The sequence below is a fragment of the Sphingomonas sp. OTU376 genome (genome assembly GCF_038440415.1).
GTDB classification, from domain to species: Bacteria; Pseudomonadota; Alphaproteobacteria; order Sphingomonadales; family Sphingomonadaceae; genus Sphingomonas; species Sphingomonas kyeonggiensis_A.
Map to the genome: position 1 here is coordinate 21,934 of NZ_JASATQ010000054.1, position 13,978 is coordinate 35,911.

General features: G+C 67.5%; 12 protein-coding genes. 11 read left to right on the forward strand and 1 reads right to left on the reverse strand.

Annotated elements, in window-relative coordinates; translation table 11 throughout:
- Positions 1-39: 39 nt before the first annotated feature.
- The 6 genes from AAHM44_RS18890 to AAHM44_RS18915 all read left to right on the forward strand — a co-directional run bounded on the left by AAHM44_RS18890 (position 40) and on the right by AAHM44_RS18915 (position 6,069).
- The gene (locus AAHM44_RS18890) at positions 40-1,008 is read left to right on the forward strand and encodes a polysaccharide deacetylase family protein (RefSeq protein ID WP_342250944.1); all 969 of its coding nucleotides are present in this window, start codon (positions 40-42) and stop codon (positions 1,006-1,008) included.
- Positions 1,005-2,147 (forward strand): acyl-CoA dehydrogenase family protein, encoded by a 1,143-nt coding sequence (locus AAHM44_RS18895; protein WP_342250945.1) that lies wholly within the window; start codon positions 1,005-1,007, stop codon positions 2,145-2,147. The genes AAHM44_RS18890 and AAHM44_RS18895 overlap by 4 nt, the downstream gene beginning before the upstream one ends.
- Entirely contained in the window at positions 2,144-3,187 is a 1,044-nt protein-coding gene (locus tag AAHM44_RS18900; RefSeq protein ID WP_342250946.1) for an enoyl-CoA hydratase/isomerase family protein, read from the forward strand. Before AAHM44_RS18895 ends, AAHM44_RS18900 begins: the two co-directional genes overlap by 4 nt.
- An 84-nt stretch (positions 3,188-3,271) precedes the next feature.
- Positions 3,272-4,048: an enoyl-CoA hydratase gene (locus AAHM44_RS18905; RefSeq protein WP_269574393.1), complete on the forward strand. Its 777-nt coding sequence runs from the start codon at positions 3,272-3,274 to the stop codon at positions 4,046-4,048.
- Between the two features lie 122 nt (positions 4,049-4,170).
- Entirely contained in the window at positions 4,171-5,046 is an 876-nt protein-coding gene (gene mmsB, locus AAHM44_RS18910) for a 3-hydroxyisobutyrate dehydrogenase (RefSeq protein WP_342250947.1), read from the forward strand.
- A 93-nt stretch (positions 5,047-5,139) separates the two neighbouring features.
- On the forward strand, positions 5,140-6,069 hold the full coding sequence (locus AAHM44_RS18915; protein WP_446746003.1) for a right-handed parallel beta-helix repeat-containing protein: 930 nt from the start codon (positions 5,140-5,142) through the stop codon (positions 6,067-6,069).
- A gap of 142 nt (positions 6,070-6,211) precedes the next feature.
- Here the strand turns inward: AAHM44_RS18915 and AAHM44_RS18920 are convergent, their stop codons facing one another.
- A complete protein-coding gene (locus tag AAHM44_RS18920; RefSeq protein ID WP_342250949.1) occupies positions 6,212-7,867 on the reverse strand; it encodes an alkaline phosphatase family protein in 1,656 nt (551 codons plus the stop codon).
- A 78-nt stretch (positions 7,868-7,945) separates the two neighbouring features.
- Between AAHM44_RS18920 and AAHM44_RS18925 the strand changes: the two genes are divergently transcribed.
- The 5 genes from AAHM44_RS18925 to AAHM44_RS18945 all read left to right on the forward strand — a co-directional run bounded on the left by AAHM44_RS18925 (position 7,946) and on the right by AAHM44_RS18945 (position 13,891).
- On the forward strand, positions 7,946-9,970 hold the full coding sequence (locus AAHM44_RS18925; RefSeq protein ID WP_342250950.1) for a protein-disulfide reductase DsbD family protein: 2,025 nt from the start codon (positions 7,946-7,948) through the stop codon (positions 9,968-9,970).
- 31 nt (positions 9,971-10,001) lie between these two features.
- Positions 10,002-10,613 carry a redoxin domain-containing protein gene (locus AAHM44_RS18930; protein WP_342250951.1) on the forward strand — a complete coding sequence of 204 codons (612 nt, stop codon included), beginning with the start codon at positions 10,002-10,004 and terminating at the stop codon, positions 10,611-10,613.
- An 83-nt stretch (positions 10,614-10,696) separates the two neighbouring features.
- Positions 10,697-12,133, forward strand: a complete 1,437-nt coding sequence (locus tag AAHM44_RS18935; protein WP_342250952.1) for a circularly permuted type 2 ATP-grasp protein — start codon at positions 10,697-10,699, stop codon at positions 12,131-12,133.
- Positions 12,134-12,143: 10 nt separating this feature from the next.
- Positions 12,144-13,079 carry an alpha-E domain-containing protein gene (locus AAHM44_RS18940; RefSeq protein ID WP_269576581.1) on the forward strand — a complete coding sequence of 312 codons (936 nt, stop codon included), beginning with the start codon at positions 12,144-12,146 and terminating at the stop codon, positions 13,077-13,079.
- A complete protein-coding gene (locus AAHM44_RS18945; RefSeq protein ID WP_269574400.1) occupies positions 13,079-13,891 on the forward strand; it encodes a transglutaminase family protein in 813 nt (270 codons plus the stop codon). The genes AAHM44_RS18940 and AAHM44_RS18945 overlap by 1 nt, the downstream gene beginning before the upstream one ends.
- Positions 13,892-13,978 lie beyond the last annotated feature (87 nt).

Genomic DNA, 13,978 nt, shown 5'->3' on the forward strand with positions numbered 1-13,978 from the left:
ATCGGTTAGGCTGGTGCCGTCCTCGAAGGGGAGAAGCGAATGATCCGGCTGCTGCTATTCATCGGCGCGCTGATGCTGGCCGTGCGGGCCGATCCGGTGTCGAACGCCGGCGCGCAGCCCGTGCAGGCGGCGGCCAAGCGGATCGCATTCAGCTTCGACGATGTGCCGCGCGGTGCCGGCGCCTTCCTCAGCGAGGACGAGCGCACGCGCAAGCTGATCGCGGTGCTGCGCTCCCGCGGGGTCAGCCAGGTCGCGCTGTTCCTCAATCCGGGCCGGATCGACAATGGCGCCGCGGGCAAGGCCGCGATGCGCCGCATCCGTGCCTATGTCGCCGCGGGCAATGTGCTTGCCAACCACACCTGGCTGCACCCGCATCTGTCCAAGGTGAGCGCCGAGGAGTTCCTCGACCAGGTCGGCAAGGCGCAGGTTTGGCTGGACAAGCAGCCCAATTCGCGGCGCTGGCTGCGCTTCCCCTTCCTCGACGAAGGCGGGCCGGACAAGGCCAAGGTCGCTGCGGTCCGCGCCGGTCTGGCCGCACGCGGCATCCGCAACGGCCATGTCACTGCCGAGGCGTCTGACTGGAATATCGAGGGGCTGACGATCGCGGCGAAGAAGGCGGGCAAGACGATCGACATGGAGGGCCTGCGCGATCTCTATGTCGAGAGCCATGTGAAAGCCGCCGACTTCGCCGACGAGCTGGCGATCAAGACGATCGGCCGTTCGCCCGCGCATGTGATGCTGCTCCACGAGACCGACATCGCCGCGCTGTTCATCGGCGACCTGATCGACGCGCTGCGCCGCGACGGCTGGGAGATCATCACGCCGGACCTGGCCTATGCCGATCCGATCTACCTGGCGATGCCCGAGGTGCCCTGGACCAACGGCACGCTGACCGAGCAGATGGCCTGGGAGAAGAAGATCCCGCCGCCCCGCTATTACGACCGCAATGACCTGAAGATCGCCAACCCGCTCTTTGCCGAGCGGGTGCTGCACGAGAAAGCACAATGACCCAATTCGACCTTACCGACGACCAGCTCGCCATCCAGGAGATGGCGCGGAAATTCACTGCCGATGCGATCACCCCGCATGCGGCGGAGTGGGACGAGAAGCACATCTTCCCGCGCGACACGATCAAGGCGGCGGCCGAGCTGGGCTTCGCTTCGATCTACGTCTCGGAGGAAAGCGGCGGCATCGGCCTCGGCCGGCTCGAGGCAGCGCTGATCATGGAAGCGATGGCCTATGGCTGCCCCTCGACCAGCGCGTTCATCTCGATCCACAACATGGCGAGCTGGATGATCGACACCTTCGCCAGCGCCGAGCTCAAGGCGAAGTACCTCCCGTCGCTGATCACGATGGAGCGGATCGCGAGCTATTGCCTGACCGAGTCGTCATCGGGCTCGGATGCCGCCGCGCTCAAGACGCGGGCGGTGCGCGACGGCGATCATTATGTCGTCAATGGATCGAAGCAGTTCATCTCGGGTGCCGGCGAGAACGAGATCTACGTCACCATGGTCCGCACCGGCGAGGAAGGCCCCAAGGGCATTTCCTGCCTGGTGATCGAGAAGGACATGCCGGGCGTGTCCTTCGGCGCCAATGAGCGCAAGCTCGGCTGGCATTCGCAGCCGACGCGGCAGGTGACGTTCGAGGATGTCCGCGTGCCGGTCTCGAACCGCGTCGGTGGCGAGGGCGAAGGTTTCCGCTTCGCGATGATGGGGCTGGACGGTGGCCGCCTCAACATCGGCGCCTGCTCGCTTGGCGGCGCCCAGCGCTGCCTCGACGAGGCAGTGAAGTACACCAAGGACCGGCAGCAGTTCGGCAAGCCGATCGCGGACTTCCAGAACACCCAGTTCGTGCTGGCCGACATGGCGACCGAGCTCGAGGCTGCCCGTGCGCTCCTCTATCTCGCCGCCGCCAAGGTAACCGCGGGCGCGCCCGACAAGACCAAGTTCGCGGCAATGGCCAAGCGCTTCGCCACCGACACCGGCAGCTCGGTGGTCGATCGCGCGCTCCAGCTGCATGGCGGCTATGGCTATCTGATGGACTATCCGATCGAGCGCTTCTGGCGCGACCTGCGCGTCCACTCGATCCTCGAGGGCACCAACCAGGTGATGCGGATGATCGTCGGCCGGGAGCTTACCCGCCAGTGACCGACGATGTTCTGATCCAGACCGAAGGCAAGGCTGGCCGCATCCGGCTCAACCGGCCCAAGGCGATCCACGCACTCAACACCGGCATGTGCGCAGCGATGCTCGAAGCCCTGGCGGCATGGCGCGATGATCCGGCGATCGGGATCGTGCTGGTCGATCATGCCGAGGGCAGGGGTTTCTGTGCCGGCGGCGATATCCGCATGATCGCCGAGAGTGGCGCGAGCGACGGCGTTGCGGCGCGGGAATTCTTCCGCACCGAGTACCAGCTCAACCATGCGATGTTCACCTGCGAAAAGCCGATCGTGGCGTTCATGGACGGTATCACCATGGGCGGCGGCGTCGGTATCTCGCAGCCTGCGAAATACCGGGTCGCGACCGAGAACACCAAGTTCGCCATGCCCGAGACCGGGATCGGCCTGTTCCCGGACGTGGGCGGCGGCTGGTATCTGTCGCGCCTGCCCGGGAAGACCGGCGAGTATCTGGCGCTGACCGGCCACCGGCTCGACGGCGCCGAGTGTGTCGCGCTCGGCCTCGCCAGCCATTATCTGCCCGCCGAGGCACTGGAAGAGGCTAAGGCACGCATCGCGGGGGATCCGGCAGCGGTTGAAGCGATCCTGGCAGAACTGGCGATCCCGGCGCCGGAGCCGCGCATCGCCGCCCACCGTGAGGCGATCGATCGCCTCTTCGCTGCCGATACGGTGGAGGGTGTATTCTCCGCGCTCGAGGCCGATGGCGGCGAATGGGCTGCGGCCCAGCTCGCGACGCTGCGTACCAAGTCGCCGCAATCCATGAAGGTCTCGCTCCGCCTCGTCCGGGAAGGCCGTGCGAAGGCCAGCTTTGCGGACGAGATGGCACAGGAGTACGCCATTGGCGGCCGCGTCGCGCAGAGCCACGACTTCATCGAGGGCGTCCGTGCGCTGATCGTCGACAAGGACAATGCGCCGCAATGGAAGCCGGCTACGCTCGAGGGCGTCAGCGATGCGATGCTCGATGCGATCTTCGCGCCGCTGCCGGAAGGCGAAGCATGGGCGCCTCTCTAATCGTCATCCCCGCGAAGGCGGGGATCCATTATCATCTGCGGGAAGAATGGATTCCCGCCTTCGCGGGAATGACGGAGTAGCAAAGTGGCCAATTACGAAACCATCCTCGTCGAGCAGCGCGGTGCCGCGACGCTCGTCACGCTCAACCGGCCGCAGGCGCTCAATGCGCTCAACAGCCAGATCCTGTCCGAGCTGCTCGACGCGATGAAGGCGTTTGACGCCGATGCGTCACAGGGCTGCGCGGTTATCACCGGCAGCGAGAAGGCCTTTGCCGCCGGCGCCGACATCAAGGAGATGCAGGCCCAGGGCTTTGCCGACATGTACGGTCATGACTTCTTCGCCGGCTGGGACGTGTTCACCCGCACCCGCAAGCCGATCATCGCCGCGGTTTCCGGCTATGCGCTGGGCGGCGGCTGCGAGCTGGCGATGATGTGCGATTTCATCCTGGCCGGGGATAACGCCAAGTTCGGCCAGCCCGAGATCAAGCTCGCGGTCTCGCCCGGCATGGGTGGCTCGCAGCGGCTTACGCGTGCCGTCGGCAAGGCCAAGGCGATGGAGATGTGCCTCACTGGCCGGATGATGGACGCGGCCGAGGCCGAGCGCGCCGGGCTGGTCAGCCGCATCCTGCCGGCTGCGGAGCTGGTCGAGGAAGCGGTGAAGACGGCTCAGGCGATCGCCGCCATGGCGCCGCTCGCGGTGCTGGCCAACAAGGAGATGGTCAACGCCGCCTTCGAGACCAGCCTCGCCCAGGGCGTCGCCTTCGAGCGCCGGCTGTTCCATGCGCTGTTCGGCACTGCCGACCAGAAGGAAGGCATGACGGCGTTCGTCGAGAAGCGCCCGGGGAACTGGACGGGGAAGTGAAGGATATAGTCGTCACCCCGGCGAAAGCCGGGGTCTCAGGCGAAGGCAGGAAAAGAGCTGCACGAGATCCCGCCCCGGCCTGCGCCGGGACGGGATGACGAATTTAGAGAGAGGAAGACCAAGTGGCACGCGTAGCATTTATCGGCCTGGGCAATATGGGCGGCGGCATGGCCGCGAACCTCGCGAAGAAGGGGCATGACGTCCGTGCCTTCGACCTGAGCCAGGATGCGCTCGACAAGGCCAGGGCGGCGGGCTGCCTGCCTGCCGCCAGTGCGGTGGAGGCGGTGGACGGAGCCGAGGCGGTGATCACCATGCTGCCCGCCGGCAAGCATGTGGAAGCCACCTATGCCGACGTACTGCTCGATCATGCCGCACCCGGCGCGATCCTGATCGACTGCTCGACGATCGACGTCGACACTGCCCGCCGCGTGGCCGAGGCGGCGACCGCGCGGGGACTGATGGCAGTCGATGCGCCGGTCTCGGGCGGGATCGCCGCGGCCAATGCCGGCACGCTCACCTTCATGGTCGGCGGCACCGAACAGGCGTTCGGCCGCGCCGAGCCGTTCCTGGCGGACATGGGCAAGGCAGTGATCCATGCCGGTGCCAGCGGGGCGGGACAGGGCGCGAAGATCTGCAACAACATGATCCTCGGCGCGACGATGGTTGCCACCTGCGAAGCCTTTGCGCTGGCGGAGAAACTGGGGCTCGACGCCCAGCGCTTCTACGACATCGCTTCGGTCAGTTCGGGCCAGAGCTGGTCGATGACGAGCTACTGCCCTGTCCCCGGCGTCGGTCCCGAAAGCCCGGCCGATCGCGAGTATCAGGGCGGGTTCGCGGCACCGCTGATGCTCAAGGACCTCAAGCTGGCTTTGGAGGCGGCGGCGAGCGTCGGCGCCAACGTGCCGATGGGAACCCGGGCGGAGGAACTCTACCAGGCGTTCGTCGATGGCGATGGTGCCGGTCTCGACTTCTCGGGCATCATCAAGACGCTCAAATAGCCGTCACCTCGCCCTCAACCGTCATCCCGGCGAAAGCCGGGATGACGATAAGGGGAGATTTAACGCCTCCCGGCGCATACCCTGTACATGCGCATGCCGATCCTCGCCGCCCTCGTGCTCATCGCCGCGCCCGCCGCCGCCCAGCAGCAGCGCGCGCCATTCGTGATCGCCGAGACCGGGCAGGGCTTTGCCAAGCTCGATGATGCGGTGAATGCCGTGCGCGAAGGCACGGCGACGATCCTGATCGCGCCCGGCACCTATCATGACTGCACGGTGCAGACCGGCGGCAAGATCACCTTCAAGGCGGTCCAGCCCGGCACCGCGATCTTCGAGAACCAGGTGTGCGAGGAAAAGGCCGCCTTCGTGCTGCGCGGTCGCGGATCGGTGGTCGATGGTATCGTCTTTCGCGGCTTCTCGGTGCCCGATGGCAATGGCGCCGGCATCCGCATCGAGATGGGCGACCTGACCGTCACCAACTCGATGTTCCTCGACAGCCAGGAAGGCATCCTTGGCGGCGGTCACGAGACGGTGCACCGGATCACGATCGATCACACGACCTTCGCTGGCCTCGGCCAGTGCGAGACCGAGAATTGCAGCCATTCGATCTATCTGGCGGTGGACGGCGACGTGGTCGTCACCAATTCGCGCTTCGAGCGCGGCACCGGTGGCCATTACGTCAAGCTGCGCGCACGCCGGGTGACGATCACCGGCAACAGCTTCGATGATTCGAAGGGCAACAAGACCAACTACATGATCGACCTGAGCGAGGGCGGCACCGGGTTGATCGCCGGCAACACCTTCGTCCAGGGGCCGCGCAAGGAGAACAGCTCGGGCCTGATCGTGGTCGCGGCGGAGGGACGGACCTATCCGTCGACGGGCCTGCGCATCGAAGGGAATACCGCGACACTGGCACCGGGCGCCCCGGGCAATCCGGCGTTCGTGGCGGACTTCACCGGGCAGGTGGGACCGCTCGGGCAGAACGACCTGGGGCCAGGCATCCGCATCTTCGAGCGGCGGCGGTAAATCGAAACGTCATGCTGAACTTGTTTCAGCATCCAACGCTCCACGAGCCATATCGCCTGAGGTGCGTTGGACCCTGAAACAAGTTCAGGGTGACGGAGCAGAAAAGGAAAGGGCTCGCGAACCTCGCGAGCCCTTCTTCATTTCACTTGCAGCTATCGCCCTGGCCGGCATCCAGGTCGAGACAGCGGCCGTCGATCTCCACCGGCACCGGCACATGGATCAGCGCCGCCAGCGTCGGGGCGATGTCCACGGTCTCCACCGACAGCGGCTGCTCGAAGCCGGTCATGCCCTTGCGCCAGAACAGGATCGGCACGCGGCGATCATAGTCCCAGAAGCTGCCATGGGTGGCGATCGAGCCGCCCTCGGTGCCGGCGATCGGGGTGACGCGCGGCTTGAGCGCGATCACCAGGTCGCCCGAGCGCTGCGGATCGTACGAGGCACGGGCGCGCTCGAGCAGGGTCCAGGTCTCAGGCGGGGTGTGGACGATCGGCGTCGCCGCGATCTGGGCGCGGGTGAACACGGCTTCGACCTGCGGATTGGCCATGTAGCGCTTGATCGCCTCGGCCTGCACGCGGACGCGGTCCGCCTTGCTCAGGTCGGGCGAGAACCAGACGTCGCCCGAATTGCCGCCAACCAGCACCGGGCCCTTGATGCCCAGCGCCTGGCCGATCGCCAGACCCATCGCCTTCGCGCTCAGCTCCTTGGAGACGCGTGCGGCCATCGGCGCGGCGTGCTCGCGGTTGCGCTCGGGGAAGTCGTGGCCGCCATGGTCGGCGGTCAGCGCTACGGCATAGTCGACGCCGGTCTTGTCGAGCACGGCGAACAGCTTGCCCAGGGTCTGGTCGAGCGAGAGCAGCTGCAGGCACATCTCGCTGCCTTCGGTGCCCAGCGTGTGGCCGACATAGTCGGTGGCCGAGGCGCCGACGATCAGCAGGTCGGTATGGCCCGACTGGCCGAGCTTCATGTCGCTGGCGAGGCCGGCGGCGGTCGCCACGATCGCCTCGTCGAACTCGGGCGAGGCGCGGAAGGCGGTGCTGTTGCCCGCGGCGCGCGCGAAGCGGCCGGCGCCGGCACTGCGGGTCGGGTTGAGCTGGAAGGCACGGCTGCGAGCCTGGCAGAAGGGCGGCAGGTCAAGCGGCTCCTGCGCTTCGCTGATCCGCTTGGTCACGTTCGCGTTCATGCGGGTGACCATCGCCGGCTCGGCGCGGCCGGCATAGGAGACGAACGCCTTGCCGTTCCACCACCAGATCTCGTCGGTCTTGTGGCCGCCCATCATCACCGCGGCGCGGTCCTTGCCCGCCACCGAGACGACGCGGCTCGCCGGATCGGCAAGCTTCATCCACTCGCCCAGCGTCGGCACCTTCAGATGCTTGTCCGAGACGGTGTAGTTGTTCGAGTTGCTGCCGGGGACGCTCTCGTCCTCGGCGCAATAGACCGTCTTGTCCTCGCGCGGCGCGTTGAAATCGGTCCAGTCATTGGCGATGATGCCGGTCTTCGACGGATGATCGCCGGTCAGGATCGTCGAGTGGCCCGGGCAGGTCTCGGTCGCCGCATGGCTCTGATAGCCGGAGGGGAAGACCGCGCCGGTCATCAGCCGGGCCAGGCCCGAGCTGAACTGCGCGCGATATTCCGCGAACAGATCGGCCGAGAACTGGTCGACCGAGATCACCACGACGAGCGATGGCGCGGCGCGCGGGGCCTCGGCGGGCACGGTCTGCGCCGGGGGCGTCTCCTGCGCGGCGAGCGGGGTTGCGGCGAGCAGCGCGGCGGCTGCCGCGAGCGGACGGAACGACTTCATGCTTTGGCCACCTCCGGCGTGTGCAAATTCTGCCGGGATGCTATTGGGCCAACAGCTCTTCCACGGCAAGGACGCTCCATGACGGCGGTTCGTTTCGGATTGATGGCGTTGATGCTGTGGTTGTTTTCCGGCGTGGCGATAGCCCAGGCGCCGGGCGAGCAGCATGTGAAGATCGCACTGCTCGCCGAAAGCGACCATCCCGCGCCCGGCAGCGAGGTCACGCTGGCCTTCGCTTCGGTGCCCGAGAAGGGCTGGCACGCCTATTGGCTCAACCCCGGCGATGCCGGTCTGCCGGCGCGTGCAGAATGGACGCTGCCCAAGGGCGCGACCACCGGCGAGTTCCGCTATCCGGTGCCGCAGCAGCTGACGATCGCGGGCCTGATGAACTATGTGTACGAGGGGCCGTTCGCGCCGCTGGTGACGCTCAAGATCCCGGCCGATGCCAAGGGTGCCTTCCCGGTGCGGGTGAAGCTCAACTACCTGGTCTGCACCGATGCGATCTGCGTGCCGGGCAAGGCGGACCTGGCGACCGACCTCCAGATCGGCGACGGCAGCGTCTCGCCCGATCGCCGCGCCCAGTTCGATGCCTGGCGCGCGGTATTGCCCAAGCCGCTGGGTGCCGAGGGGACCTATCAGGTGCAGGGCAAGGCGCTGCGCCTCGCCGTGCCGTTCCCCGCCGCCGCCAGGACGGAAGGCGAGGGCTATTTCTTCCCCGCCACCCACGGCGCCTTCGACTATGCCGCTGCCCAGAAGGTGGTGCGCGACGGCGACCGGGTGGTCGTCGATACCGCGGGTCTGAAGTCGGTGGGGCCGATCGAGGGGCTGCTGGCCTTCGGCAAGCAGGGCTTCTGGGTGCGCGCGGTGCCGGGCACCGTACCGCCGGCCAGCGCAGCCGCGCCGGCTGCGCAGCTGCCATGGAGCGGCGCGGTGCTCGCCTTTCTCGGCGCGGTGCTGGGCGGCCTGATCCTCAACATCATGCCCTGCGTCTTTCCGATCCTCAGCCTCAAGGCGCTGAGCCTCGCCAAGGCCAATGCCGAGGGCGGCAGCCCGCGCGCCGAGGCTTTGGCCTATACCGCCGGCGTGGTGCTGGTCTGCCTGGCGCTGGGCGGGGCGCTGCTCGCGCTCAGGGCCGGCGGGGCGACGCTCGGCTGGGCGTTCCAGCTGCAGGATCCGCGCGTGATCCTGGTGCTGCTGCTGCTCGTCACCGGCATCTCGTTCAACCTTGCCGGGCTGTTCGAGCTGTCGGCCCCCGGCTTCGTCAATCGTGCCGCGTCGAAGGGCACCGGCGGCGCCTTCATGACCGGCGCGCTCGCGGCGTTCGTCGCGACGCCCTGCACCGGGCCGTTCATGGGCGCGGCGCTCGGCGCGGCGCTGGTGCTGCCCTGGCCGGCGGCGCTTGCGGTGTTCGGCGGGCTCGGGCTCGGCATCGCGCTGCCCTTCCTGCTGCTCGGTTTCATCCCGCCGCTCCGCCGCCTTCTGCCCAGGCCGGGCGCCTGGATGGAGACGCTGCGGCGTATCCTGTCGGTGCCAATGTTCCTCACCGCGCTGGCGCTCGCCTGGGTGCTGGGCAAGCAGGCGGGCGTATCGGGCATGACGCTCGGCCTCGCCGCGGCGCTGCTCGCGACGCTCGGCCTGTGGTGGACGGGCCTGCGCCAGCGGCGGGGCAAGGCGCTCGCCTGGCTGCCGGCGGCGGCGCTATTGCTAATCGCTATCAGCTCCATCGCATGGGTCCAGGCCGCACCCGCGGAGAGCAGGACGGTATCCGGCGGGGAGAAGTTCAGCGAGGCGCGGCTTGCCGAGCTGACCGCGCAGGGCAAGCCGGTCTTCGCCTATTTCACCGCCGACTGGTGCCTCACCTGCAAGGTCAACGAGAAGGCGGTGATCGAGACCGAAGCCGTCGAAAGGGCGCTGGCCGACAACAAGGTCACCGTGCTGGTCGGCGACTGGACCGATGGCGATCCCGTGCTTGGCCGCTTCATCGAACGGCACAATCGTGCGGGCGTGCCGCTCTATCTGTGGTACAAGCCCGGCGAGGCCGAGCCGCGAGTCCTGCCCCAGATCCTTACCCAGGGCATGCTGCAGGACCTGGCCGCCGGGAAATAATAGGGGCGGGGACCAGAAGAGGAGCGCAACCATGACTCGTCCTGTCCTGTTCGGAACCGCAATCGCCGCCGCCCTGGTCGCCGCCCCGCTGCTGGCCGAGCCCGATGTCGCCAAGGCCGTCCCCAATTTCCGCGCCCTGGACATGCACGGCAAGGTCGTCGACCTCAGCCAGTATCGCGGCAGGACGGTGGTGCTCGAGTGGAACAACCCCGGCTGCCCCTTCGTGAAGAAGCATTATGGCAGCGGCAACATGCAGAAGACCCAGGCCGCGGCGACGGCGCAGGGCGTGGTGTGGCTGACGATCAATTCGAGCGCGCCCGGCCAGCAGGGTAATATGAGCGGGCCGGAAGCGCAGAAGTTCGTCGCCGGCGCCAAGGCGAAGCCCACCGCTTATCTGCTCGATCCCAAGGGACTGGTCGGCAAGGGCTATGGCGCCAAGACGACGCCGCACCTCTACATCATCGATGGCAAGGGCCAGCTCGCCTACAAGGGCGGGATCGACGACAAGCCGACCGCCGATGTCGCGGACATCGCGGGCGCCCGCAACCATGTGCTGGCGGCGCTGGCCGAGATGCGTGCGGGCAAGCCGTTATCGGTGCCCGAGACGCGGCCCTATGGCTGCAGCGTCAAATACGCGAGCTGACGGCATAGCGTCTGCCCCCTTGTGCAACGCAACAAAGCGTTGCAGCATGGAACTTGTCGGTCTTTCCGGCACTTGGGAGGCGCATGGCGGCAGCGGGGGCGTTCGACGAAATCTGGGGGCATGGCGGGCCTGAGCGTCCGCGCGCCGAGTTTGCTGCGCTTTCGCAATGGCTGGTCGATACGGAGGCTGCGGAGCTGCAGCGCCGCCAGCAATCCGCCGAAGCCGCATTCCGCCAGCTGGGCATCACCTTCGCCGTCTATGGCGACAGCGACGCGGCGGAGCGGATCATCCCATTCGACATCGTCCCGCGCGTGTTCCTCGCCGGCGAGTGGCAGCGGCTTTCGGAAGGGCTGGTCCAGCGTGTGGAGGCGATCAACGCCTTTCTCGAGGACATTTACGGCGAGCGGCGGATCCTGAAAGAGGGCATCATCCCGCCCGAGCTGATCTATCTCAACGACCAGTTCCGCGCCGAGGTGGACGGTGTCCGCCCGCCGCACGGCGTCTGGGCGCATATCTGCGGGATCGACTTGGTTCGCACCGGTCCGGACCAGTTTTATGTGCTGGAGGACAATGCCCGCACCCCCTCCGGCGTGTCGTACATGCTGGAGAATCGCGAGGCGATGATCCGGCTTTGCCCCGAGCTGTTCCGCGATTTCCGCGTGGCGCCGGTGGACAGCTATCCGGACATGCTGCTGCGGACCATGCAGTCGGTGGCGCCGGGCAACAATCCTCGCCCGGTCTGCGTCGTGCTGACCCCGGGCCATTTCAATTCGGCCTATTACGAGCATAGTTTCCTGGCGGACTCGATGGGCGTCGAGCTGGTCGAGGCGGCGGACCTGGTGGTCGATGACGATGTCGTCTGGATGCAGACGATCGCCGGCCGGGTGAAGGTCGACGTCATCTATCGCCGCATAGACGATGATTTCCTCGATCCGCTGGTCTTCCGCCCGGATTCGATGCTCGGCGTGCCCGGCATCATGGCGGCATACCGCGCCGGCAATGTCGCGATCCTCAACGCGCCGGGCAACGGCATCGCCGACGACAAGGCAATCTACAGCTACATGCCCGAGATCGTCCGCTTCTATTCGGGCGGGGAGGCCAAGCTGCCCAATGTCGAGACGTACCGGTGCCGCGAGCCGCAGGCGCTGAAATACGTCCTCGATAACCTCGCCGATCTGGTGGTGAAGCTGGTCGACGGATCGGGCGGCTACGGCATGCTCGTCGGCCCGACCGCGACGAAGCAGCAGATCGAGGAGTTCCGCGCCGCGCTGATCGCCGAGCCGCATCGCTATATCGCGCAGCCGACGCTGGCGCTCTCCACCGTGCCGACGTTGGTCGAGCAGGGGCTGGCCCCGCGGCATGTCGATTTCCGCCCGTTCGTCCTCACCGGCAGCGACGGCGTCCGCGTGGCGCCGGGCGGGCTCACCCGGGTGGCCCTTCGCGAAGGCTCGCTGGTGGTCAATTCCAGCCAGGGCGGCGGCACCAAGGACAGCTTCGTGCTGCTCGACGACGGAGCATGACGCGATGCTGATGCTCTCCCGCACCGCCGCCGCGCTCTACTGGCTTGGCCGCTATCTCGAGCGCGCCGACTTCATCGCCCGGCTGGTCGAGGCTACGATCCGTCTCGACGCGCTCTCCACCCGTCCGGCCGGCGAGGCGGCATGGCAGAGCGCACTCGCCGTGACCTATACCGACGAGGCATTCGCCGCGACCGGGCTGGACATCAACCAGCAGAACGTCGCGCGCTTCCTCACGCTCGACGACAGCCATCCCGGCTCGATCGTCCGCTGCCTCGACATGGCGCGCAACAATGCCCGTGCCGTGCGTACCGCGCTCACCCGCGAGGCCTGGACCGCGATCAACCGCGCCTGGCTGCTCTTCCAGAACCGCCAGACCACCGGGGGCTCGACGGCGACGCTCAGCCTGCTCGAACAGGTCAAGGGCGAGACGCGCGGCTTCGAAGGCGCAACCCACCGGATGATGCGCAACGAGGCGACCCTGCTGATCCAGCTCGGCGCCGCGATCGAGCGCGCGGACAACACCGCCCGGCTGGTCGATGTGAAATATCACCTGCTGCTGCCGGCGGACGAGGAAGTGGGCGGCGTGGTCGACCGGGACCAGTGGAACACGATCCTGCAGACCGTCTCCGCCGTGAACGCCTATCGCTGGCTCTACAATGACGGGCTCCAGCCCGCCAATGTGATCGACCTGCTGATCAGCCGTGCCGAGCTGCCGCGCAGCCTGGCCGCGTGCATCGAGGAAGTCGTCGCTTTGCTCAATGCGCTGGCCAAGCGCACCGGGCTGCAGGGCGAGGCCGATCGCATGGCCCGCGCCCGCATGGCGCGGCTTCAGAAAACCAAGACCCATGACGTGATCGTCTCCGGCCTGCACGAGCATCTCGAAGCATTTGTGAGCGAGAATGCCCTGCTCGACGGCGCGATCGCCCGGCAGTTCAGGTTCATCTGATGCGGATCGCGATCGAACACAGGACGCATTACCGGTTCAGCGAGCCCCAGGCGCGCGTGGTCCAGATGCTGCGCCTCACCCCCTGCGACACGCAGGACCAGACGGTGGTGAGCTGGCTGGTCGGGGTGGATTGCGACGCCCGCCTGCGCGACGCGACCGACGGCTTCGGCAATTCCGTGACGATGCTCTATGCCGAAGGGCCGCTTGAGGAACTCGATATCACCGTCACCGGTGAAGTGCTCACCAGCGAGTCCAGTGGCGTGATCCGTGGCAGCATGGAGCCGCTGCCGCCGCTCTTCTATCTGCGCACCACCCCGCGCACCAAGTCCAGCGACGCGCTGTTTGCCTTTGCGTCGGATAGTATCGGCACGGGCAGTGACGGGCTCGAGCAGCTCCACCGGCTCAATGCCGCGCTGCGCGGGCGCTTCCCCTGCGTGCCCGATCTGCCCGATGCCGGCTGCACCGCGGCCAAGGCCTTTGAGGGCAGCCGCAAGGTCAGCTCGCGCGACGTCGCCCAGATGTTCATCGCCGCGGCGCGGGGCCTGTCGGTGCCGGCGCGCTATGTCTCGGGCTATCGCGCGGAAGAGGCGGCGCGTTCGGCGCCCCACGCCTGGGCGGAGGCTTATGTCGAGGGCCTCGGCTGGGTCGGCTTCGATCCGTCGACGGGGCTCAGCCCCGACGAGAGCTATGTCCGCGTCGCGATCGGGCTCGACGCGAGCAGTGCGGCGGCCACCGGCGGCATGCGGATCGGGCACGGACAGGAACAGCTCGACGTGGACCTGCACGTCGATCAGCTCGGGGTTGAGGAATAGGCCGGGCGTTCCCCTAAACCGTTCCCCGGGGGGGGGGGGGGGGGGGGGGGGGGGGCGCGGGGGGGGCGGGGGGGGCGGGGGGGCGGG